The sequence below is a fragment of the Flavobacterium sp. genome, from assembly GCF_049240005.1.
Taxonomy (GTDB): domain Bacteria; phylum Bacteroidota; class Bacteroidia; order Flavobacteriales; family Flavobacteriaceae; genus Flavobacterium.
Window position 1 is genome coordinate 1 of record NZ_JBMLTK010000003.1, and the last position, 23,110, is coordinate 23,110.

The window sequence follows — 23,110 nt, forward strand, 5'->3', positions numbered from 1 at the left end:
CGCATCAATTCAAATCCATATTGTCGTAAAGCATCAATTATTGCGACCGACTTTAATCCCCGTTCTGTAATCGAATACTCTACACGAGGCGGCACTTCGGCAAAAACTTCTTTTGTTATAAATCCGTCGGCTACTAACTCCTTCAACGCTTTAGAAAGCATCCGATCGGAGGCATGTGCCAAACTGCGCTGCAACTCGCTAAAACGCCACTTTTTGTCTTTTAACCGCCATAAAATGGGCATTTTATAGGTTCCTCCTATTTTACTCAGTGCAAACTCCACCGGATTGTGATACAAGTGATTGTCTTTGATAAAATCAGGCATACTTACATCTTTGTTAGTTACTTACAAATATACGTAGTCGTTACTAACCATATAAATAGACTCTAACTTTGTTTCCTAATCACAATAAAATATAAAATGAAATTCCAAAAAGAGGTATATAAATACGTGCATTATCACGGTGCACCATCCCAAGGTAAAATTCTCATGGTTGCGAGCTCGCCATCAATTAGCGAACAAACAGGTTGGCCCATCGGGTTTTGGGCCGCCGAATTAACGCATCCTTTACACGTATTTCAGGAAGCAGGATACGAGATCGAATTAGCTTCAACAAAAGGCGGATTCCTAGAAATGGATACTTACTCCAACCCTACCGACGCCAGTGGATATGCAGCACACGATATAATCACGTTAGGCTTTCTACAAAAAGAAACATTCAGCGCTCTGCTTACTAACACCAAATCAATCACCGAAGTTAATCCCAACGATTACGACGGCATTTTTCTTGTGGGCGGCCAAGGTCCTATGTACACTTTTCGAAATAACCGCGATTTAGAAAAACTGTTTGTCGCCTTCTACGAAAGCGGAAAACCAGCAGCGGCCGTTTGTCATGCAACTACACTACTACTTGAAGCTCGAAAATCGAATGGCGATTTATTAGTTACGGGGCTATCGTGGACTGGATTTGCTGATGCAGAAGAAGATTATGCAGATCAAGCAGTTGGAATGAGAATTCAACCTTATCGCATTGAATCCGATGCGCGAAAAATAGCTGAAACGACGTTTAAAGTGGCCGCGCCATTTAGTTCGTACGCCATCGCCGACGGAAATCTAATCACGGGTCAGCAGCAAAACAGCGGTGCAGCAGCTGCAATGCTAGTTGTAGAACTTCTTAATCAATCAAAATCAACAAACTAATTAAAAATGAAATTAGCCTTTATCGGAATCGGAAATGTAGGCTTTGCATTAGCTAACCGGTTGCAAAAAGCGGGACATGATGTTGTTATTGCTGCAAATGAGATAACAGATTCGGTACAAAAAGCCGTTGACAATAACCCGCAGTTATCTGTTATGGAAATCCAAAATGCAATTAATTATGCGGAAGTCGTATTCTTGGCAACGCCGTTTTCTGCAAACCAAGAAATACTAAAAAATGTACACTTTGCCGGAAAAACCTTAATCGATTGCACAAACCCAGTCGGACCCGGAATCACCCATGGCTTACAAAGCGAAATATCTGGAGGCGAAAAGGTACAGCAATGGGGGCCTACTGCACAAGTAGTTAAGGCATTTACCATTTACGGATTTGAGAACTTTGCCAATAGTACGTACTCGAACTATAATGTAAAGCCCGTAATGCTGTTAGCTGGCAATGATAAAACTGCCAAACAAAAAGTAACCGAATTATGCACAGATCTTGGCTTCGAAGCTTTCGACACAGGAAATATCGATCAAGCTCTACATCTTGAACACCTAACTCTTTTGTGGGTAAAAATGGTACGACGAGATAAACATCACCCAAATTTTGTTTGGGCTAAGCTCGAAAAGTAACTATCACAAATTCGTACGGAATACTAGCCAATACGTTCGTGGGCGAGTTTAAGAATAAGTTCAAATTGTTGTTCGCGCGATAGATTTGAATTATCAATCTCTATCGCGTCGGCAGCTTTAACTAAAGGCGAATCACTTCTACTGCTGTCGATACGGTCGCGCTCGACTACATTTTGAAAAATCTCGTCGTAGCTTACTATTTCTCCTTTTGCCAGTAGTTCGTCGTAGCGGCGTTTTGCACGAATTTCCGCCGAGGCTGTTACAAATAGCTTCAACTCTGCATTCGGAAATACCACCGTTCCAATGTCCCGGCCATCCATGACAATTCCTTTCTCTTCGCCCATTTTTTGCTGTTGGGCAACGAGTAATCGGCGTACTTCCGAAACGGCTGCTACCACACTTACTTGTGCACTTACTTCGAGTGTACGAATTTGGTCTTCGACATTCTCGTTATTCAGATACATTTCAGCAAATCCGCGCGTTTCATTAAAGATAAAGCTTAACGAAAGCTGATCTAAGGCATTTATCAAAGCTTGTTTGTCGAAAAAATCAGACTTGATAAAACCGTGTTTCATCGCAAACAATGCCACCGCACGATACATAGCACCCGTGTCTACATACACGTAGCCCAATTCTTTGGCAAGTTGTTTCGCCATGGTACTTTTTCCCGTTGAGGAATGTCCGTCGATTGCAATGATGATTTTCTTTTTCATTAGAATTCTTCTCCGAGATTAATCGTTAGGCCAAAAAGAGAACTGTTTGCTGCCAAAGTATAACGTGCGTAGGAATAATCGATTTTTAATCGACCCATACGCAAACCAAATCCAACGGAAAGTCCAGAGAAATTGCGTTGTTCCAATAAGCGCAATTCTTCGGCACGCCGGAAATTATACCCTAAGCGTATGTTAAAACCTTTCTGAGGAAAAAGTTCAGCTCCCAAAATCACGTGACGCAGTGCGTTGTTAAAAAATGAGACTTTCTCGGGTGTACTTCCGCCATCGAGATTTCCTTCAGCTCGAGCTGGATTCGAAAAAGCTACCTGCCATTGTTGTAAATTTTCGAGCGTTAAGTGCCAACGGATGGGAACATTTTCAAGTTCTTGCGAAATTCCAGCAATGATTTCGAATGGAAGAGGCTCGCGTTCGCCGGCATATGTAGTAAACTGCGTGCCCATATTTCGTAACACCAGCGCGTAATTTATGTCGTTATCTTCATCGATATAAATGGCTCCAATATCTACAGCGCCGCCAATACTGTTGTACGATTCTAAAGTTGATGTTATGAGCTTAGCATTGGCACCAATATACAGTTCGGTAAACGGAACATTGTAAGCATAACCAAAACTGAGCGAAGCTTCACTACCGGTAAAATCGGCTGTTCTTACGCCATTCTCGTCGTAACCTTCAAAATTGCCGTAGTTGATGTAATTCATTCCTGCATAGAAAGTTTGCACGTGGCGGTCGTATGTATAGGCATAAGCTGCCGTTCCGTATGCCACTTCTCCAAATAAATTACCGTAGTTCATGGCCAAACGTTGGTCCATTTCTTCGTTAATCACTGCGGGATTAAAATGTGCAGAATTTACGTCTTGGTCGCGAATGGTAATTACTTTTCCGCCCAAAGCCGATTGTCGTGCGGATGTTGTTAATCCCAAAAACTGATAGACCGCTCGCCCTCCTATTTGTCCGAAAGCTACAGCTTGAAAAAGCAGAAAAAATAAGCAAGCGTTTTTAGTCATAGTAAAAGTTCAAGCCATCGAAACAGCAGATACAGCAACGAATTCGCTGGTTGCTATACTTAGTATAACGAAGTTGCGAAGATATTATTTTTGCTCGAAGAGTTACGACAAATCTGTCAACATAGCTACAAGTAATTTACTTCTGCAACTCACCGATTTTTGGCTTACGAAAATCGCAAAAGCTAAATCGATTAACTGTAAATCAGATTTTTAGGATTTTTAACCTTCTTGTCGGTTACGGCCAAGGCAACAACTTCGTGCATTTCTTTAACGTAGTGAAAATTTAATCCCGCCAAATACGTCTGATTTATCTCATCTACATCCTGCTTGTTATCAATACAAAGAATAATGTCTTTGATGTTGGCACGCTTCGCTGCTAAGATTTTTTCTTTAATACCTCCAACAGGCAACACTTTTCCACGAAGTGTTATTTCGCCAGTCATAGCTAGGCTTTTCATCACTTTTTGTTGTGTAAATACCGAAACCATCGAGGTAAGCATGGCGATACCTGCACTTGGGCCGTCTTTAGGTGTAGCGCCTTCTGGGACGTGAATATGAATGTTATTTTGAGATAATACTTCCGGGTTGATTCCCAACATTTGCGCGTTCGATTTAATGAACTCCAAGGCAATTGTTGCCGATTCTTTCATCACCGAACCCAAATTTCCTGTCATCGTTAATTTTCCATTTCCTTTTGTAACTAACGATTCTATGAAGAGAATATCGCCGCCAACGCTGGTCCACGCCAAGCCCGTTACCACACCTGCGGTATCATTATCCTCGGCTTTGCTGCGCTCTAAACGCGGTGCTCCCAGCGCTTTTACGATGTCTTCGTCGGTAATTTTTTGGTTGTACGGCTCTTCCATAGCAATTGATTTTGCCGCAGAACGAATTACCTGTGCAATTTTATTTTCCAAGCCACGAACACCCGATTCGCGAGTGTAGCCTTCTACAATTTTTTCGATTTGTTTTTTGCCAATCGTGAGTTGTTTACTCGTTAATCCGTGCGCCGCCAATTGTTTTGGAAACAAATGACGTTTAGCGATTTCGATTTTTTCTTCGATCGTGTAACCCGACATCTTGATGATTTCCATACGATCGCGCAAGGCGGGTTGTATGGTTTGTAAGGTGTTGGATGTGGCAATGAACATGACTTTCGATAGGTCGTAACCCAATTCAACAAAATTGTCATAAAACTCACTGTTTTGTTCCGGATCGAGTACTTCGAGTAAAGCCGACGATGGGTCGCCTTGGTGGCTATTCGATAATTTATCGATTTCATCGAGCACAAATACGGGGTTGGATGTTCCCGCCTTTTTCAAACTTTGAATGATCCGACCGGGCATTGCGCCAATGTACGTTTTTCGATGACCGCGAATTTCGGCCTCGTCGCGCAAACCACCTAACGAAATGCGTACGTATTGGCGACCTAATGCCTGTGCAATAGACTTTCCTATCGAGGTTTTCCCTACGCCTGGAGGTCCGGTTAAGCAAAGTATCGGCGATTTCATATCGTTACGCAATTTCAATACTGCGAGATGTTCGATGACGCGCTTTTTAACGTCTTCCAAACCAAAGTGTTCTTTATCGAGAATTTTCTGTGCCGCGTGTAGGTCGAACTTATCTTGAGAAAATTCGTTCCAAGGCAATTCGATAAGTAATTCAAGATAGTTTCGTTGAATACCGAAATCGGGTGATTGCGGATTCATGCGTTGCAAGCGGTTTAGCTCTTTTTCGAAGTGTACAGCCGTTTTTTCGTCCCACTTTTTCTCGCGGGCTTTGTTGCGCATTTCTTCGATTTCCTTGTCGTGTGCACCCCCGCCCAATTCTTCCTGTATGGTTTTGAGTTGCTGATGCAGAAAGTACTCGCGCTGTTGCTGATCCATGTCGGAACGCACTTTGCTTTGAATATCGTTTCGAAGTTCAAGACGTTGGTACTCGAGATTTAGAAAGCGCAGCGTTTCGAAAGCGCGTTCTTTTAGGTCGTTTATAACCAAAAGTTGTTGCTTTTCTTTAACGGTCAGGTTCATGTTTGACGAAATGAAATTGACCAAAAACGATTGCGATTCGATATTTTTTATGGCGAAAGTAGCTTCGGTTGGAATGCTCGGACTTTCGAGTATGATTTGTGTAGCTAATTCCCGCAACGAATCGATTAAAGCCGAAAATTCTTTATCGCCTTTTTTGGGTTTGGTTTCCGGATATTCTTTGATGGTAGCCATCATGTACGGATTATCCTGCGTAATGGCGTCGATTTCAAAGCGCTTTTTTCCTTGCAGGATTACGGTTACGTTACCGTCGGGCATACGTAAAACGCGCAAAATTCGGGCTACAGTTCCAATTTTATGAATGTCGGCTGGCGCCGGATCGTCGTCGTCTTCGTTAATTTGACTAACAACACCTATAACTTTTCCGTTAGCATTTGCGTCGTTGATGAGTTTTATGGATTTATCGCGTCCGGCGGTAATAGGAATAACTACGCCGGGAAACAATACGGTGTTTCGCAAAGGAAGAATAGGAACTTCGGCCGGAAGTACTTCTCTGGACATTTCTTCTTCATCTTCGGGAGAAAGCAGCGGAATCAATTCGGATTGCGAATCGAGATCGCTCAGTGACAAATTGTCAATACTTAGGATTTTGTGATTTGGCATATAAAAATAACGTCATTTTGTCAGCGATTGTTATGGAACGAAAATTCGCAACAAACAATCGGAGGCTTATAATATTGATTTAGTGTTAACTATCGAATATCTATCGATGTTTTCATTGCGAAAAGGGCAATGATTGTGCCAATTTACGACGATTTTTTGGAAACGACTGCCCAGCCCGGATTGAAGCGAAAAACCCGTAAAGCCAAAACGCCTGTTTTGCCGAAGGCAGTGGCGACCGAAGGAAGCCTGGTGCTGCACGGGGCAAAACAAGCGTTTTTGCTGCGGCTTTGTAGTGTAAAGCCGGAATAGCTGCCAAAAATTAATCGGTATTATCGATGTAAGTGACGTTGTTGAAGACGCCTTCGGTAACGTCCATGGAACCGACTATGGCTCCGGTAAGATCCATTTTAAAGAGTTTAATTTGGAACGTACCCGAAATTTTATTTGCGACGACATCGTGTGACGAGATCGTTATGTTGCCCACAACAGCCGAAGGATTAAATGGATTTATACTACTGAAAACTCCGCTGGGGCTCGTGATTAATGGTGTGTACAAGATAGAAGCTTCGATGCCCGATATTGGGAAGGTAAATGAACTTGCGTTGTCATCGAAATCTAATGCCATTGATTTGTTATCGCCCATGCCAATAATACGCAAACGCTTGGGTACAGTGGATGATAAGCCGTTTTCTAAGGTTGCAATGATGCTTGAAGCCGTAAAAAGCGAGCCATCTAATTTTGCAGAAAAGGTTCCGCTGCTTGGCCCATTGCTGCCTGTAGTGTAAGGAATATTGAATACTCCAGAGGTTAATGATTTAGGTTGGAACTCGTCGCCCGGATTGTCGACATCGTTCGAGTGAGCGATAAATTCGAAAGTTCCGCTAATCATCTGTGTGTTTTGATTGATGCTAAGAATCTTAAAAACACCGTTTGGTTGGGGTCCGTTTGGTGTTTGCTCTATATTGGTGAAGACAAACGCGACATCGTTTGTTGGTGCGTACGTAGCAAAAACTTCGTTAGTAAATGAGCCTGTTTGTGTAGATGCAACATTTATGGAAATAGTAGCATCGGAAGTATCAGAACCTGCGAAAATTGCAATCTGGCCGTTTGAGATGACTGCGGTAGCATCACTGGATGTGAATAACTCGCCATCAACGTTTACTTGGAACGACTGTTGTGTTAGATTATCGAGAATTGCGGGATCGATAGGTTCGGTTTCACAACCGAGCAGAGCGACGAGGGTGAAAGTGATAAGCAAAAGCTTTTTCATAAAATTGTGCTATAAAATAATAACGCAATATTAAGGAATTAAATTGTTCTTTTTTCTCGGTTCGCGAATGTTAAAATTACGATTCCGATGAGGAAAAAGACAATTAAAAATAAGATTGCGTTTTGTACGCGGCCGGTTTGATCGGCAACAAAACCGTACATAAACATACCGATTACAATACCTATTTTCTCGGCTACGTCGTAGAAGCTAAAGTAGGACGTAGTATCTTCGGTTTGAGGAAGTAATTTAGAATAGGTTGACCGTGAAAGGGATTGGATTCCGCCCATAACCAAGCCAACGAAAGCGGCAACAATGTAAAACTCGTTTGGTGTTTTTACGAAATAAACGGCGCTGCAGAGCACCAACCAAAAAACGTTTATGCCGATAAGCGTCGGAATATTACCGAATCTCTTGGAAGCACGTGCGGTGAGGACCGCTCCGGCAACTGCAATTATTTGAATGAGAAGAATTGTAGTGATCAAACCGAATGTACGCTTGCTATCTGATCCCCAATCGATTTCCTTTTCTCCGAAATAGGCCGCAGCAATCATAACCGTTTGAACACCCATAGAATAGACGAAGAAAGCAAACAAATACTTTTTGAGTTTGTGTTTGGTTTGCAATTGTTGCCACACTTTCCGGAGTTCTTTAAAACCGGAAAAAACTACTGATTTGATAAGTTTTTTCTTATTAGAAAAATCGGGTAGTTTGCGGTAAGCAACTTGAGCAAATCCGAGCCACCAAATACCAACCAATAAGAACGATACGCGCATAGCAGCTAGTTCATTTTCAAAGCCGAAAATGTCGTACTTGAGAACCATGAATAAATTGATTAGCAACAAGATAACACTTCCTATGTAACCTAAAGAATAACCTTTAGCACTAATTTTATCTTGCTGCGATTCGAGTGCGATGTCGGGCAGATACGAGTTGTAAAAAACTAAACTTCCCCAAAAGCCAATGAGTGCAAACATATAGGTTAAAAGTCCGAGGAAGGCATGCTCGAGCGAAAAAAAGTAGAGTAGCATACACGAAACTGAACCGATGCCACAAAACAGTTTTAGGAAGAATTTCTTATTTCCGAGATAATCGGCGATTCCCGACAAAATCGGGGAAATAAACGCTACAATCAAAAATCCAACAGCGGTAACGTACGAGATAATCGATTCCGACTTAATAACTTCTCCGCCTACTTCGATGCCGTCTTTGTGGGCAAGTCGAAACAACGCTCCGTAAAAGAGCGGAAAAATCGATGAGGTAATAACTAGCGCATATACCGAATTTGCCCAATCGTAAAATGCCCAAGCGTTAAGAACTGATTTCGAACCTTTTTCAAATGACATTTTCAGTGGTTTTATCAACTATACTTACGTTTAGCGCGGTCGAAATTTCGGCCGCAGTATTGTGTGCATAGCTGTGATTTACGGTGGAATATACTCGTAAAATTTGATTGTCGAAAGATACTTGCACTAACAAATCGTTAACTTTATGTTCGCCGCGGTTTGCCAAATTTTTAGCCGATTCGATAATCACTTTTTCTACGTTTACTAACGAATGCCACTTTCCGAAATGAAAGCTTGAAATGGCAATGGTTTTGCGATAGCGCTTTTTAACCACGTCGAGTTGTACACCTTCGGAAGTAAGTAAGACCACGGCAATTGCAAAATACAAAATAGATCTCCAACTAAAACCTTCGCTAAAGCGCAGAAAAAAGTTAACGAATAATAAAATTGCTAGTACGTTTGTAATGCCGTGCTTAGGTTTTGTATATGAATAAATCATACCTACGATTTTGATAAGTTGCTTTTTCTGTAGCCGTAAAGGAAATAAATCACCAATCCGACTAACAACCAAATTCCAAACCAGGTCCAGTTTGTTGCCGACATACCCGTAAGCAGGTAACAACATGAAAGTAAGCCAAGTAGCGGAATCAAGGATAAATTTTTGGTAAAGGCAATAGGCATCATGACAACCGTGAATAGCAAGAAAACTACCATCGGAATTTTCGTATCGGCTGCTTCTGCTAGATTAAACGTATCGGCGTAAAAATCGGGAAGTAGCAGCTGCAATCCGATTAGCACAGCGATCATAAAAATCGGGTAAATGTACTTGGAGTTGATGTATGGAATTTTGAATTTGCCGGCACGTGCTTCGAGTTCTTCTTTGCTTTGTGGCGAAAGCATTAATACGCCGCCGCACACAAGTACGAAAGCAAACAAAGTTCCGATACTAGTAAAATCGAGTACAAAATTCTCGTCGGTAAAGAAAATTGGAACTCCTACTACCAAACCAGTAATTAATGTCGCAAATCCCGGTGTTTTATGTTTGGGATGTACTTCGGCAAACTTTTTCGGCATTAGGCCATCGCGCGACATGGTCATCCAGATTCTCGGTTGCCCCATTTGAAATACAAGCATTACGCTAGTCATCGCAACTACTGCGGCAATTGAAACGATAAACAACATCCATTTAACGCCTTTGAGTGCGAAAATTTCCGCGAGTGGATCGCTTACACCAAGTTGGGTGTAGCTTACCATCCCAGTAATAACCAATGCCAAAATGATGTAAATAACCGTGCATGCCACCAGCGAATAAATCATACCGCGCGGTAAATCGCGTTGCGGATTCTTACTTTCTTCAGCTAAAGTCGAAACGGCATCAAAGCCAATATAAGCAAAGAAAACTGCCGAAACGCCAGCCATAACGCCACCAAAACCGTTAGGCATAAAAGGCGTCCAATTGTCGATGTCGATATACCAAGCGCCTACGATAATTACCAAAACAATTATGGCCAACTTAATGTATACCATCAAATTGCTGAAGTTCTTTGATTCTTTAGTGCCAATATATACCAAAGCCGTTATAATAACATTAATAACTACAGCAGGTAAGTCGAAAATGATGCGCAGGCCACCGATAACGGGAGCGGTGTTCCATGCGGTAAGCCCCTCACCTACTTTATTTTCGGTGAATGCTAAATGTGCGGCATGGTAATTTATGGTTAAGTATTCTGGAATATGAAGTCCGAAACTACTCAATAAATTAGTGAAGTATCCGCTCCACGAAAATGCGATATAAATATTACCAATGGAATATTCCATCAGTAAAGCCCAGCCGATAATCCACGCGAAAAGTTCTCCAAAAGATACGTACGCGTACGTATATGCCGATCCAGAAACGGGAACTCGACTCGCAAATTCCGCGTAGCACATCGCTGTAAAGCCACAGGCAATAGCGCAAATAACGTACAGCAAAACAACACCCGGACCACCGCTAAAGCACGCATTTCCAATGGCGCTAAAGGTGCCACCACCTATAATGGCCGCGATTCCGAAGAAGGTTAAGTCTTTAACAGTTAAAACGCGATTTAAGCCGCTGTGGTGCGAATCGTCGGTATTATCTTGTGCTGCTGCGAGCGGTTTCTTTCGAAATAAAGACTTAAAAGACATCGATTTTGGTTTACGGTTAGAAAACAAATATAGCTAAATACCTCTGTTTGTCAGATAATTTTTGGAAGCGCGCGTTAAACCTGTAACCAATTGATTATGTGATTTAAATACCTGTTTGTATTCTCAACTACCTCATTTTAAAGCATTGATATCGTTGCACGTTTTACCTAAAATCATGTTTCATTTGTGAAGTATTTGTTTTAAAAATTTTGGTAGCTGTTGAAGGCGTCGCAGTCAAGTTTATAGCTAAACCTTATAGCTACATAATTTTATATCATAAACATCTATATTGAATAGCAATAAACGCCGTACTTTTGCCATAGAAAATTAAACCATCATTTATATGTCATTAGTAGGTAAAAAATTTCCAAGTTTAGCAGTTGATGCGATCTCTTTCATGGGTGATAACATGAAGATCAACGTTTTCGAAGAAGCGGTAAACAACAACAAGAAAGTATTGTTATTCTGGTATCCAAAGGATTTTACATTTGTATGTCCTACTGAATTACATGCATTTCAAGCTGCTTTGCAAGAATTTGAGTCGCGCAACACTACTGTAATTGGTGCGTCGTGTGATACCAACGAAGTTCACTTTGCGTGGTTGAATACTTCAAAAGAAAACGGCGGTATAGAAGGAGTTACTTATCCAATTTTGGCCGACACTGCGCGCAACTTATCAAGCATTTTAGGTATTCTCGATATCGAATCTAGCGAATACAACGAAGAAGTTGATTCAGTAATCATTGAAGGTTCAAACGTAACGTTCCGTGCAACTTACTTGATCGACGAAACTGGAAAAGTATTCCACGAATCGGTTAACGATATGCCTGTAGGAAGAAATGTAAAAGAGTATTTACGCTTAATCGACGCTTACGCACACGTTCAAAAATTCGGAGAAGTTTGTCCGGCAAACTGGGAAGAAGGCAAAGAAGCGATGCACGCGACTCGTGAAGGCGTTGCGTCATATTTAAGTCACTAATCATGTTAGTAGAATTAACAGCAGATAATTTATCCGAACTTGTTGCACAAAATGCGAAAGTAGTTGTGCAATACTCGGCGAGCTGGTGCGGAAACTGTCGCATCATGAAACCGAAGTTCAAAGTGATGTCGGAACAGCACACCGACAAAGTTTTTGCGATCGTAGATGCCGAGAAGTTTCCCGAAAGCCGAAAACTAGCAAACGTTTCTAATTTACCCACTTTTGCCACTTTCGTAGATGGCAAATTGGTCGATCAGATTCAAACCAATAAAGTAGAAGGATTGACGAACTTAGTTAATGAAATTTCGGTTGCCTCATGAAACTACCCGTCATAAAACACCTGACACAATTTATTGAAGATAACGATCGCGATTACGTCGTAGAAGCAATCGAAGTTTTGGAGAACCTAACAGAAGTTCCGAGTTTAAAAGACGAAGAACTCGATGTAATTGGAGAACTGATTTCCAATATGTACGGCGCTTTAGAAGTAGATGCATTGGTTAAATCCGGCGTTGATCGCAAAGAAGCTTTAAATAGCTTCATGAGTCGAGTACTCGGCTCGATCGATAAATAATTTTGGAGTTTTTAGATTTTAGATTTTTTTTTTCAGAAATGCCTCGAATTTGTTCGGGGCTTTTTTGTTTTGAGCGCGAACAAAATTTCTTAAGTCTTGTTTTGTAATCGACTCACGCGCTCAATTTCTTTGCGAAGTTCTTGCTGGTCATAGTCGCTCGTATCTTCAAGTGCCAGAGCTAAATCGGTGAAAGATATTTTTTTCAATAAATAATAATGAATCAACGTGTATTTAATTGAATACATGTCGTATTGCGCGATGATTTCAAAATTTTTCTGAAGAAAATCACCCGAATGAAAAACTAATTTTAGCGTATTTGCCGTGCCTGTTGAAAGTTTAGCATTAAGAATATGTCGATCATCATTCATTAATTTCCCATAATAATCGCTGACCTGTAACTCTATTCGCTTTATGGATTCCAGCTCGTATCGTTCTTCTTCAACTTCAATAAAATCCTTTTCAAAAATTATAAACCCCGATAAAATACCTTTGAGCTTCTCGACTTCGAAAAACGACATTACCAGAACGTATAACACCCAAAAAAACCAAATCACAATCAAAAAAGTCATGATGTAACGGCAGTAATATCCCCATTCTTGCGAATGAGCAAACAAGGGTAAAACCACAACTGAGCCTAAAAAAACAACTTTATTGTTTGTCCATCGAAAACCTGGTTTTGGGTAAAATACAGCAAATTTCATTAGTTTTAAATTGCAACTGTACTTTTTATTTAAACAGCTGGTCCATCCCAGGCAGCATCGGCATATCTACTTTCGCAACCTCTTCCAATACTTTAGATTCATGTGTTTTAGCCACCGCAAGTGCCTTGTTTAAAGTTACTACCAGTAAATCTTCTACAATTTCTTTGTCCGCTAAAAGATCTTCTGAAATAGAAATATTTTTAATCGATCCGGCGCCAGTAACTACTACTTGTAAAGCACCATCGGCAGCAACCTCCGAAACTTCGAACAATTTTAAATCGGCTTTCGCCTTTTCCATTCTATCTTGGGTTTCTTTCAATTTACCCATCATTCCCATTAAATCGCCAAACATAATCGTTAATTTTAAAGGGCAAATGTACTAAATTGCAGCAGTCTTAATCGCACACTATGCAACAAGAACTTTCGATAAGCTGTTTATTTTTGATAAGCTGTTTTACATCCAATTTTGCACAAGAAAACAAACCCATAAAAATGAGTCAACCGCCTGTAGCTAAAGAAATTCCATTTACATTAGAAAAACACAAAGACGTCCGAATCGACCCGTACTATTGGTTAAACGACCGAGAAAATCCGGAAGTAATTGATTATTTAAATAAAGAAAACGCGTACTTCGAAAATGAAACTGCGCACACAAAAGACTTCCAAGTACGTCTTTTCGAGGAAATGAAATCGCGCATCAAAGAAGACGACCAGTCGGTTCCCTACAAATTTAACGGCTACTACTACATTACGCGCACTGAAAAAGGAAAGAACTATCCGATTTATGCTCGTAAAAAAGAATCGTTAACTGCCGCTGAAGAAATTCTGTTCGATTGCAATCAAATGGCCGAAGGGTACTCGTACTTTTCGTTATCCGGCGTAAGTATTTCACCCGACAATAAATACGCGGCTTTTTGTTTAGATGTGGTTGGCCGACGCATATACACACTCCGCATCAAAAATTTAGAAACGGGAGAAATTTTAGCCGACGAAATCAAAAATGTAAATCCGGAAGTCGTCTGGGCGGCCGATTCTAAGACATTATTCTACACGACCAAAGACAGCGTTACTTTGCGTTCAGATAAAATTTGGAAATACGTGCGCGGGAGTCAAACCGATTCTGCTGCACTCATTTACGAAGAAAAAGACGAAACTTTCGATGTAAGTATCGAGAAATCAAAGTCTAAAGAGTTCATTTACATCATTTCTTCCAGTACCTTAACTACCGAGTATCGTTTGCTTCGCGCAGATAATCCAGATGGAAAATTCAAAATCTTCCAGAAACGCAAACGAGGTGTCGAATACTCGATTTCACATTTTAACAATACATTTTATATTCTCACCAATAAAGATAAAGCAACCAACTTTAAACTGATGATGTGTTCGGTAGATGAAACCGGATCAAATTATTGGAAAGAATTTATTGCACACCGAAATAACGTGCTTCTCGAAGGCATCGATGTATTTAAAGACTTCTTGGTAATTTCGGAACGTTCGAACGGATTAACGCAAATTCGAGTTTTAGGACAGACAAAAAAAGCCGATTATTATCTACCATTCAAATCGGAAACTTATTCGGCGTACACGACAACAAACATCGATTTCGATACGCCGTTGCTGCGATACAGTTATCAATCGATGCTTACACCGCCTTCGGTAATCGAATTTAACATGGAAACCAAACAAAGTACCGTGCTTAAAGAGCAAGAAGTGCAAGGCGGAAATTTCGATAAAAACAACTACATCGAAGAACGTGTTTGGGCTACCGCAACCGACGGAACTCAGGTGCCTATTTCGATGGTATACGCTAAAAATCTGAAAAAAGACGGCTCTAATCCTACCTTGCTCTATGCATACGGCTCGTATGGCGTTACGTTAGATCCGTATTTTTCTACGGTTCGACTCAGTTTACTCGATCGCGGATTTATCTACGCTATTGCGCACATCCGCGGAGGCGAAGATTTAGGTAGAGAATGGTACGAAAACGGAAAGTTACTCAAGAAGAAAAATACCTTTACCGATTTTATCGCGTGTAGTAATTTTTTGATAACGCAAAAATATACTTCACCACAACACCTTTATGCCGAAGGTGGTAGCGCCGGCGGATTACTCATGGGAGCAATCGTGAATATGGCTGGGGAATTGTATAACGGAGTAATCGCACAAGTTCCTTTTGTTGACGTGGTAACAACCATGCTCGACGACTCGATACCATTGACAACAGGAGAATACGACGAGTGGGGAAATCCGAATAAAAAGAAGTACTACGATTACATGAAATCGTACTCGCCGTACGACAATGTTTCTGCAAAAGCATACCCAAATATGTTGATTACAACCGGACTTCACGATTCGCAAGTTCAGTACTTTGAACCAGCGAAATGGGTTGCCAAATTAAGAAAATTGAAAACCAATCAAAACAAGTTATACTTTTACACCAACATGGATGCAGGACACGGTGGAGCCTCGGGAAGATACGAAGCACTTAAAGAGGTTGCTCGAGAATTCGCATTTTTGTTAGATTTAGAAGGAATAAGAAATTAGGATAAATAATTTTGCTACATTTGCAGATGTTTTCAAGACTGGTTTTTTGACATGATTTCCGGTTATTTTGAATTATAATTTATGAAAGAAGACATAAAAGCTTACGATAACGTATTGAGTTTAATAGGAAATACCCCACTTATTAAGCTGAATAAATTAACAAAGTCTTTTACAGGTAATTTTTACGCAAAGGTCGAAGCTTTTAACCCCGGTCATTCTACCAAAGATCGCATCGCCCTTTATATTATCGAAGAAGCCGAACGACAAGGAATACTTTCGCCAGGTGATACGATAATCGAAACTACCTCGGGAAATACAGGCTTTAGTTTGGCGATGGTTTCCATCATCAAAGGGTATAATTGTATACTAGCCGTTTCCTCAAAATCGTCTCGCGATAAAATAGATATGTTGCGAAGCCTCGGCGCCAAAGTTTACGTTTGCCCTGCACACGTATCTGCCGACGATGAGCGCTCATACTATAACGTCGCTAAACGCCTACACCAAGAAACTAAAGGAAGTATTTATATCAATCAGTACTTCAATCAACTCAACATCGACGCGCATTATAAATCTACTGGCCCTGAAATCTGGGAACAAACCAGCGGCAAAATTACGCATCTCGTTGCTTGTAGCGGAACCGGCGGAACCATCTCCGGAGCTGCTAAATTCCTGAAGGAAAAGAACCCAAATATCCGCATTTTAGGTGTCGACGCTTTTGGCTCGGTACTGAAGAAATACCACGAAACGAAAGAACTCGATCCAAACGAAATTTATCCGTACCGCATCGAAGGTCTTGGTAAAAACTTAATCCCAACGGCAACCGATTTCGATTCTATCGATCATTTCATGAAAGTAACCGATGAGGAAAGTGCACACATGACCCGCGAAATCGCCAAGCAAGAAGGTTTGTTTGTTGGCTATACCAGCGGAGCCGTGATGCAAGCCGTTAAACAATACGCCGAAGAAGGCGAATTCAACGAAAACAGTAATGTAGTTGTAATTTTCCCAGATCACGGATCGCGTTACATGAGCAAAGTGTTCAGCGACGAATGGATGAGCGATCAAGGTTTCTTCGATAGCGTAAATGCCGAAGAAGTTCAGAAAATCGAATTCATTAAATAAGCTTCAGCTATAAAAAAATGAAAGTCGCAGTAATTGCGACTTTTTTTATGTTTTTCCTTTTCGATTTCTTTTTATTTGGGCGTGCCGGCAAAGCAAAACGTTCAGTGGAAAATCAGCTACTTTGCCGTCGTGCTTTCCCCTACAATCTGCTTTTTGCCCTTCCAAAATCCCATACAAAAAGCAGGATTTCCGGTGCAATCACTCACGCAAGAAAGCGTTAATAATAGATATTTACACCAATGCTATTCTAAAACGCTATTATAATCAAATCCACTTCATTTATCTTACTAAAAGCTTTATCCACAGTTACTGGAGGGACTTCATAAATAACTGAACTCGCAGCAATAATTGCATTTGCAAGTTTTAAGATTGTATAATCGTTTTAGAATTTATTGTTTCCTACTTGATCTTTTAGCTATAATCAATGTAAAACATTCATTTACAATACTTTTAAGCTTTAATTCATCAGCTCTTGTTAGCTTAGGGAATCCTAGCAATTCGATTTTAGTAATAAAAGATAAACCAAAATTATATTGTAAAAAAGCTTAGCCATTAGTGCTTCCCTCAAGCACGTAGATAAAAAAGTTAGTATCTGCTACAAAATCAAGCTTCAGCGCTTCTTGTCGCTAATTGATACTTTAATCCGTCAATATTTCGTTTTAGCTTGCCAAAATGCTTAACAAGTTTTCCTTTTTTGGGAGACTCTTTTAATTTGTCGATTAAGAGCTTTGCCAGCTCTTCAGATGAGGATTTATCTACTAATACGTTCATTATGTAATCTTTACATTAAAATTAAAGATAATATCAGTCCAATTTTAACTTAAATGAATCACTCACCCATAAAATCTACACTCAACGAATTCACACAATAACGCGTTCCGGTTTCAGTCGGTCCGTCATCAAATACGTGTCCTAAATGCGAACCACAACTCGCACAAAGAATTTCCGTGCGTATCATCCCATGCGAACGATCCTCTACATACGCCACCTTACCTGGAATCGACGCATCAAACGACGGCCAGCCGCAATGCGCGTTAAACTTCGATGCACTTTCAAACAAAGGCGTTTTACAAGCTCCGCAAACATACGTCCCCGATTCAAAATGCAAATTGTACTTGCCACTGTGCGGAAACTCCGTTTCTTTTCCTCTTAAGATTTTGTAGCGCTCGGGGCCCAATTCCGCGAGCCATTCTTGTTCGGTTTTATTTATTGGATAACTCATCGCTGTTTTTTTTCAGGTACAAATGTTATAGAAATCGAGTTTGTGCAAAAGCGTTTACCTGTTGTGTCGGTCGGTCCGTCGTCGAAAACGTGTCCTAAATGTCCGTCGCACTTCGCGCAGGTAACTTCAGTGCGCACCATTCCGAAACTATTGTCTTGTGTGTATTTCACACTGCCTTTAATCGCTTGATCAAACGAAGGCCATCCGCAATCGCTTTTAAACTTCGAATCGGATGTAAACAAGACATTTCCGCATGCTGCACAAGCGTAATGTCCTTTTTCAAAATGATCAACATACACACCTGTGAACGGGCGCTCGGTGCCTTTCTCGCGTAAAACCTCGTATTGTTCAGGAGTTAGTACTTTCTGCCATTCATCGTCGGTTTTTGGCAATTCAGACTTTGCATCAACTGCCGGCTCTTCTTTTACAGCAGTTTTGTTTTGACCGTTGCAGGCGGTCAGTTGAAACAGCAATACAAACATTAAAATGAATCTTTTCATAAAAAGTCTTTTAGTTATCTATACGTAAAAAATCGGCTATTTGGTTGATAACGTCGGTATCACCTAAAATCTTGCGATGTCCCAAACGCTCGGTAATTAGCAGGGTTCCGTTTTCTAACTTTTCTGCAATAGCGTATGCACAAGTTACCGGAACATCATCGTCTTGCTTATCGTGCACAATCAGCGTTGGCTGTTTTACTCCTGCCGCTGCCACCGAAGCCGATAAATCGTGCATCTTCATCTGGTATTTCTTTTCAAAATAATTTTGCATACGCTTGGCATAACTTTCGTCGAGTCCGAGCTGCTTCACAAAATCCAATATGATGTCGTAAATAACATCGCCCGCACCAATCGTTACCAATTTTTCCACTTCCAAACCGCGAACGGCAGCGTTTAAAATAGACATACCGCCCAAAGAATGCCCAACGGCAGCGTAAAAACCACCGAATTCTTTCTGCAACTGCAAAATACTCGCAATAAATTCAATCATTAGTGTCGTTTTCCCGGTCGATCTGCCGTGCGACGGACCATCGAAGCTTACCACTCGAAAACCCATTTTTGTCAAACGTTCGGCAATTTTAAACAATTGAGTACCGCGACCACTCCAACCGTGCGAAATCAGAATCGTTTGCGAACCGCTTCCGTAAAGGTACACTTCGATTTCTTTTTGAATGGCATCTATATAAATACGTTGGTGCGTAGTCTTTCGGTCGTAGTCGAGTTCTCGTTTGGGAATGTCGTGTCGGAGCGGACTAATGAATAATTTCACTGCAAATCGAGTTGCCAATTTCGGTGAAATAACTGCTAATAATTTGGCGGAACGCCTTATGGCTATGGGAATTTTCAATGCAAAAATACGTTTAGTGAAATTCTTTGCTTTTTTCGCAAAACTTCACGCAAGTTACCGCATTATCGAATTTTTGCTAAATTTCCGTGTCATAAAAAAAACACAAAATGCGCAATCAAACCCGAATTATCATTGAAAACGTAAAACCACAACTCGACAACGGGGCATTTGCCATCAAACGCATTGTTGGGCAATACATTCACGTAACCGCTGATGTTTTTGGCGACGGTCACGATTTGATCGAAGTTGCATTAAAATACAAACACGAGTCCGATAAAAATTGGTCGGAAGTACGCATGAAACCTACACAAAACGACGGCTATGAAGCTACGTTTCAAGTTGAAAAACAGGGTTTCTACACCTATCAAATCGAAGGTTGGGTCGATTATGCACTCAACTGGCAACATGGAACCGAACGTAAAATTCACGATTCGCAACACGTAAAATCCGAATTACTCGAAGGCGCCGAATATGTGAAAGCCATTCAAAAACAAGCTACCAAAGAAGAAAAAGTATATTTAAAAGAAGTCGAAAAGATTTTTAAGTCTGAAAAAGACTATCACGAAGCGATTCAACACGCAATGTCGCCCGAACTAACCGCTATTTTCAAAAAATACCCCGAACGTTTCCTTGCCAATACATCAGCCGAATTACAAGCCTATGTTGATCGTAAGAAAGCTCTGTTCAGTACGTGGTACGAATTTTTTCCGCGTTCAGCCTCACAAGAGCCAGGCAAACACGGAACATTTAAAGATTGTGAACGATTGCTGCCGCGCGTCGCCGAAATGGGATTCGATACCTTGTACTTCCCTCCTATTCATCCGATTGGCGAAGTAAACCGTAAAGGAAAAAATAATGCAACGAATGCCGAACCAGGCGATGTGGGTTCTCCTTGGGGCATCGGTTCTCAATACGGCGGTCATAAAGCCACGCATCCCGATTTAGGAACTATCGACGATTTCAAAGCGCTCGTGCAAGCCGCGAAAGCTCTCGGAATCGAATTAGCCATGGATTACGCCTTGCAAGCAGCTCCCGACCATCCTTGGGTCAAAGAACATAAAGAATGGTTTAAATGGCGTCCGGACGGAACTGTACAGTATGCAGAAAATCCTCCAAAGAAATATCAAGATATTCAACCAATCTATTTCGAATCTGCCGATTGGGAGAATTTGTGGAACGAACTTTTATCGACAGCGCTGTTTTGGATTGAAGAATGCGACATCAAAGTATTCCGCGTGGATAACCCACATACAAAACCGTTCTATTTCTGGGGTTGGTTAATTTCTGAAATAAAGAAAAAACATCCTGATGTATTGTTCCTTTCAGAGGCTTTCACGCGTCCGAAAATCATGAACGAGCTAGCAAAACAAGGGTTTACACAGTCGTACACCTATTTTACTTGGCGTAACACCAAACAAGAATTGCAACAATACGTTGAAGAACTTACTCAAACCGAACAGAAGGAATTTTACCGTCCGAATTTTTGGCCAAATACACCCGATATCAATCCGTTTGGCCTGCAATTTGCCAACGAAAGCAAACATTTACAACGCTATTTCTTAGCAGCTACGTTGAGTTCGAGCGTGGGCATTTACGGTCCGGTTTTCGAATATATGGTTTCCACACCTATGGCAGCCGGCAAAGAAGAATATCTAAATTCCGAAAAATACGAAGTGTATCACTGGGATTGGAACCACAAAAACAAACTGATTATGTTGATCACGCGTTTAAACTTCCTACGTCGTGCACACGAATCGCTACAACAAACCAATAACATAATTTTCTGCGATACCGGCAGCGACAGCGTAATGGCGTACATTAAGTATAACGACAATTTCTCTGACCGCACTTTAATGATTGTTAGCTTGAACGATCAGTTTCCGATTCAAACCAGCGTGCGCATTCCGATAGAAAAAATCGGAAGTAATCCGTTGCAACTCACCGATCAAATCACAGGAAATACCTATTGGTGGGATAAAGAATGGAATTTTGTGGAATTGAAACCCGAATTGCCTTTTCATTTGTTTAAAATCGCATAACCATGAGCGAAAGCAAACTCAATCTGGAAGAATATCAAAATCCGTTTGTTTTCAAAACCGACTGGAAAACAGCTTTTGAAGATGCCGAATTTGTCAAAGTATTTTCGTCTGATATTCTCGAAAATTACATCATCAATAAACGTTGGTACGGCGGAAAAGCAAGTACGTTGAAGTATATCGAAGTAGTCGAGCACTTTAAAATAACGAGCAAGAAGAACACGTACTACGGCGTATTGTTAGAGGTTAACTTTAAGGAAGCATTCTACCAGCATTATTTCATGCCTATTTCGTTTATGGCTGCCGAAGAATTGGATACCAGCACCATAATCGCGCCCGTAAAAATGAATGGCTTGGAGGGATTTTTAGTTGATGCGTTACATCAAGAAGACTTCCGTAAATTACTTTTCGACAGAATTTTAATTGGTAAAGATAAAGAATCGTCTAAGGTTAAATTCCATCGTGGCGAAAAGTTAGAAGAAGCCGCCTACGAGTCGTCGCGCTTTATGGGCGTCGAACAATCGAACACCTCAATCATCTTTAACAACAAATTGGTTCTGAAGATTTTTCGACGTATTTACATCAGTACAAATCCAGATTATGAAATCAGTCGTTTTCTTACCGAACGCATGGATTTCAAGAGTTCGCCTGCATACTACGGCTCTATCAGTGTTGGCTTGATTGAAGGCAACATCACCTTAGGACTCATGCAAGAATTAGTTCCAAATCAAGGTGATGCTTGGCAATTTATGTTAGATGAATGCGATCGTATTTTCTCCAATTTGGCGATTCGCAAAATCAAAACAGCGAAACTTCCGGAAATAGAACTTTTCAAACGATTGAAAATTAACGAAGTTCCCCATGAAATCATCGATTGGGCAGGATTATCCATTTTCCTTCGCATTCACACACTAGCCACACGAACTGCCGAAATGCACATTGCACTTGGCGGCGATATCCACGATACCGCTTTTACTCCTACCACGTATAACGGCGATTATACCGTATGGCTCAAAAACCGCCTCACATATCAGTTCCAAAACCGATTAAATATATTAGAGAACAATTTGCACAAACTCGACGGCTTGGCGCTCGAATTGGCCAATCAGTTTCTCGATAACAAAAAGGAAATCCGTAAGGTATTTTTAGATTTCGATTGGACGAAAATGAAATCGGAACGCATTCGTATTCACGGCGATTACCATTTGGGTCAGGTGTTGGTAAACGGCGAAGACTTCTATTTACTTGATTTTGAAGGCGAACCAGAAAGCACCATCCGCGATCGTAAGGTAAAACAACCACCGTTAAAAGACGTTGCAGGTATGTTTCGATCTTTTCACTACGCGATTTACGCCACAATTTTCAACAACAAAGACAAATATCCGTACTCACAAGAAGAGCTTTTCCAAGCCGGCGAAGTGCTCTTCAACTACTTTGTAGGCGTATTTTTACAAACCTACACCGAAGTGGCACAAGCGGGTAATTTAAATATCGGCTATAAAAAAGAAATCGACTTCCTTCTAAAATACTGCATACTCGAAAAAGCGGTCTACGAACTGGGTTACGAACTCAACTCGCGTCCGCGCTGGGCTGTGATTCCACTTAGCGGAATTGCTAGTATTATGCATTTTAACAACTAACAAAC

At 41.0% G+C, this 23,110-nt stretch carries 25 protein-coding genes; 11 read left to right on the forward strand and 14 right to left on the reverse strand.

From position 1 onward, the window contains the following. Nucleotides 1-323 (reverse strand): winged helix-turn-helix transcriptional regulator (locus ACOVQQ_RS00085; RefSeq protein ID WP_421816409.1); only part of this gene is annotated, 323 nt, incomplete at its 3' end. Nucleotides 324-419: 96 nt separating this feature from the next. On the opposite strand from ACOVQQ_RS00085, the gene ACOVQQ_RS00090 reads away from it, so the two are divergent. Both ACOVQQ_RS00090 and ACOVQQ_RS00095 read left to right on the forward strand, forming a co-directional pair. Next, nucleotides 420-1,199: a type 1 glutamine amidotransferase domain-containing protein gene (locus ACOVQQ_RS00090; protein ID WP_421816410.1), complete on the forward strand. Its 780-nt coding sequence runs from the start codon at nucleotides 420-422 to the stop codon at nucleotides 1,197-1,199. A 6-nt stretch (nucleotides 1,200-1,205) separates the two neighbouring features. Further along, the gene (locus ACOVQQ_RS00095; RefSeq protein WP_421816411.1) at nucleotides 1,206-1,832 is read left to right on the forward strand and encodes an NADPH-dependent F420 reductase; all 627 of its coding nucleotides are present in this window, start codon (nucleotides 1,206-1,208) and stop codon (nucleotides 1,830-1,832) included. Between the two features lie 23 nt (nucleotides 1,833-1,855). On the opposite strand, the gene cmk is transcribed toward ACOVQQ_RS00095, so the two are convergent. The 3 genes from cmk to lon form a co-directional block, all read right to left on the reverse strand. Beyond that, entirely contained in the window at nucleotides 1,856-2,545 is a 690-nt protein-coding gene (cmk, locus tag ACOVQQ_RS00100; protein ID WP_421816412.1) for a (d)CMP kinase, read from the reverse strand. Then, nucleotides 2,545-3,570, reverse strand: a complete 1,026-nt coding sequence (porQ, locus tag ACOVQQ_RS00105; protein ID WP_421816413.1) for a type IX secretion system protein PorQ — start codon at nucleotides 3,568-3,570, stop codon at nucleotides 2,545-2,547. The genes cmk and porQ overlap by 1 nt, the downstream gene beginning before the upstream one ends. A gap of 191 nt (nucleotides 3,571-3,761) precedes the next feature. After that, nucleotides 3,762-6,221 (reverse strand): endopeptidase La, encoded by a 2,460-nt coding sequence (lon, locus tag ACOVQQ_RS00110; RefSeq protein ID WP_421816414.1) that lies wholly within the window; start codon nucleotides 6,219-6,221, stop codon nucleotides 3,762-3,764. Between the two features lie 129 nt (nucleotides 6,222-6,350). Here lon and ACOVQQ_RS00115 point away from each other — a divergent pair, with 129 nt between their 5' ends. Further along, on the forward strand, nucleotides 6,351-6,530 hold the full coding sequence (locus ACOVQQ_RS00115) for a hypothetical protein (protein ID WP_094485451.1): 180 nt from the start codon (nucleotides 6,351-6,353) through the stop codon (nucleotides 6,528-6,530). A gap of 10 nt (nucleotides 6,531-6,540) precedes the next feature. On the opposite strand, the gene ACOVQQ_RS00120 is transcribed toward ACOVQQ_RS00115, so the two are convergent. The 4 genes from ACOVQQ_RS00120 to ACOVQQ_RS00135 are packed head-to-tail and all read right to left on the reverse strand — an operon-like array spanning nucleotide 6,541 to nucleotide 10,940. After that, the gene (locus tag ACOVQQ_RS00120) at nucleotides 6,541-7,491 is read right to left on the reverse strand and encodes a DUF6252 family protein (protein ID WP_094485452.1); all 951 of its coding nucleotides are present in this window, start codon (nucleotides 7,489-7,491) and stop codon (nucleotides 6,541-6,543) included. A 38-nt stretch (nucleotides 7,492-7,529) separates the two neighbouring features. Beyond that, nucleotides 7,530-8,834: an MFS transporter gene (locus tag ACOVQQ_RS00125; RefSeq protein WP_421816415.1), complete on the reverse strand. Its 1,305-nt coding sequence runs from the start codon at nucleotides 8,832-8,834 to the stop codon at nucleotides 7,530-7,532. Continuing rightward, entirely contained in the window at nucleotides 8,824-9,273 is a 450-nt protein-coding gene (locus tag ACOVQQ_RS00130) for a hypothetical protein (protein WP_421816416.1), read from the reverse strand. Before ACOVQQ_RS00130 ends, ACOVQQ_RS00125 begins: the two co-directional genes overlap by 11 nt. A gap of 2 nt (nucleotides 9,274-9,275) precedes the next feature. Beyond that, on the reverse strand, nucleotides 9,276-10,940 hold the full coding sequence (locus tag ACOVQQ_RS00135; protein ID WP_421816417.1) for an amino acid permease: 1,665 nt from the start codon (nucleotides 10,938-10,940) through the stop codon (nucleotides 9,276-9,278). Between the two features lie 343 nt (nucleotides 10,941-11,283). Between ACOVQQ_RS00135 and ACOVQQ_RS00140 the strand changes: the two genes are divergently transcribed. Genes ACOVQQ_RS00140 through ACOVQQ_RS00150 form a run of 3 tightly spaced genes read left to right on the forward strand, consistent with a single transcriptional unit; the run spans nucleotide 11,284 to nucleotide 12,493 of the window. Then, a complete protein-coding gene (locus tag ACOVQQ_RS00140) occupies nucleotides 11,284-11,919 on the forward strand; it encodes a peroxiredoxin (protein ID WP_094485456.1) in 636 nt (211 codons plus the stop codon). Nucleotides 11,920-11,921: 2 nt separating this feature from the next. Further along, complete coding sequence (locus tag ACOVQQ_RS00145) at nucleotides 11,922-12,239, forward strand: thioredoxin family protein (protein ID WP_094485457.1); 318 nt, start codon at nucleotides 11,922-11,924, stop codon at nucleotides 12,237-12,239. Continuing rightward, nucleotides 12,236-12,493, forward strand: coding sequence for a DUF6952 family protein (locus ACOVQQ_RS00150; RefSeq protein ID WP_094485458.1), 258 nt, complete (start codon nucleotides 12,236-12,238; stop codon nucleotides 12,491-12,493). The genes ACOVQQ_RS00145 and ACOVQQ_RS00150 overlap by 4 nt, the downstream gene beginning before the upstream one ends. A gap of 89 nt (nucleotides 12,494-12,582) precedes the next feature. On the opposite strand, the gene ACOVQQ_RS00155 is transcribed toward ACOVQQ_RS00150, so the two are convergent. Beyond that, complete coding sequence (locus tag ACOVQQ_RS00155) at nucleotides 12,583-13,194, reverse strand: hypothetical protein (RefSeq protein WP_421816418.1); 612 nt, start codon at nucleotides 13,192-13,194, stop codon at nucleotides 12,583-12,585. Between the two features lie 25 nt (nucleotides 13,195-13,219). After that, entirely contained in the window at nucleotides 13,220-13,546 is a 327-nt protein-coding gene (locus tag ACOVQQ_RS00160) for a YbaB/EbfC family nucleoid-associated protein (protein ID WP_094485460.1), read from the reverse strand. 140 nt (nucleotides 13,547-13,686) lie between these two features. Between ACOVQQ_RS00160 and ACOVQQ_RS00165 the strand changes: the two genes are divergently transcribed. From ACOVQQ_RS00165 to ACOVQQ_RS00175, 3 genes are all read left to right on the forward strand, one after another. Beyond that, nucleotides 13,687-15,738, forward strand: a complete 2,052-nt coding sequence (locus ACOVQQ_RS00165) for a S9 family peptidase (protein ID WP_421816419.1) — start codon at nucleotides 13,687-13,689, stop codon at nucleotides 15,736-15,738. Between the two features lie 81 nt (nucleotides 15,739-15,819). After that, on the forward strand, nucleotides 15,820-16,860 hold the full coding sequence (locus tag ACOVQQ_RS00170) for a PLP-dependent cysteine synthase family protein (protein ID WP_094485462.1): 1,041 nt from the start codon (nucleotides 15,820-15,822) through the stop codon (nucleotides 16,858-16,860). A gap of 17 nt (nucleotides 16,861-16,877) precedes the next feature. Further along, a complete protein-coding gene (locus ACOVQQ_RS00175; RefSeq protein ID WP_421816420.1) occupies nucleotides 16,878-17,081 on the forward strand; it encodes a hypothetical protein in 204 nt (67 codons plus the stop codon). Nucleotides 17,082-17,463: 382 nt separating this feature from the next. On the opposite strand, the gene ACOVQQ_RS00180 is transcribed toward ACOVQQ_RS00175, so the two are convergent. The 4 genes from ACOVQQ_RS00180 to ACOVQQ_RS00195 are packed head-to-tail and all read right to left on the reverse strand — an operon-like array spanning nucleotide 17,464 to nucleotide 19,351. Continuing rightward, a complete protein-coding gene (locus ACOVQQ_RS00180; RefSeq protein WP_421816421.1) occupies nucleotides 17,464-17,631 on the reverse strand; it encodes a hypothetical protein in 168 nt (55 codons plus the stop codon). Between the two features lie 58 nt (nucleotides 17,632-17,689). Beyond that, nucleotides 17,690-18,082, reverse strand: coding sequence for a peptide-methionine (R)-S-oxide reductase MsrB (gene msrB, locus ACOVQQ_RS00185; protein ID WP_421816422.1), 393 nt, complete (start codon nucleotides 18,080-18,082; stop codon nucleotides 17,690-17,692). Beyond that, nucleotides 18,079-18,582: a peptide-methionine (R)-S-oxide reductase MsrB gene (msrB, locus tag ACOVQQ_RS00190; RefSeq protein WP_421816423.1), complete on the reverse strand. Its 504-nt coding sequence runs from the start codon at nucleotides 18,580-18,582 to the stop codon at nucleotides 18,079-18,081. Before msrB (ACOVQQ_RS00190) ends, msrB (ACOVQQ_RS00185) begins: the two co-directional genes overlap by 4 nt. Before the next feature lie 10 nt (nucleotides 18,583-18,592). Beyond that, a complete protein-coding gene (locus tag ACOVQQ_RS00195; RefSeq protein ID WP_421816424.1) occupies nucleotides 18,593-19,351 on the reverse strand; it encodes an alpha/beta fold hydrolase in 759 nt (252 codons plus the stop codon). Between the two features lie 185 nt (nucleotides 19,352-19,536). Here ACOVQQ_RS00195 and ACOVQQ_RS00200 point away from each other — a divergent pair, with 185 nt between their 5' ends. After that, nucleotides 19,537-21,468, forward strand: coding sequence for an alpha-1,4-glucan--maltose-1-phosphate maltosyltransferase (locus ACOVQQ_RS00200; protein ID WP_421816425.1), 1,932 nt, complete (start codon nucleotides 19,537-19,539; stop codon nucleotides 21,466-21,468). 2 nt (nucleotides 21,469-21,470) lie between these two features. Continuing rightward, nucleotides 21,471-23,105, forward strand: coding sequence for a maltokinase N-terminal cap-like domain-containing protein (locus ACOVQQ_RS00205; RefSeq protein WP_421816426.1), 1,635 nt, complete (start codon nucleotides 21,471-21,473; stop codon nucleotides 23,103-23,105). Nucleotides 23,106-23,110 lie beyond the last annotated feature (5 nt).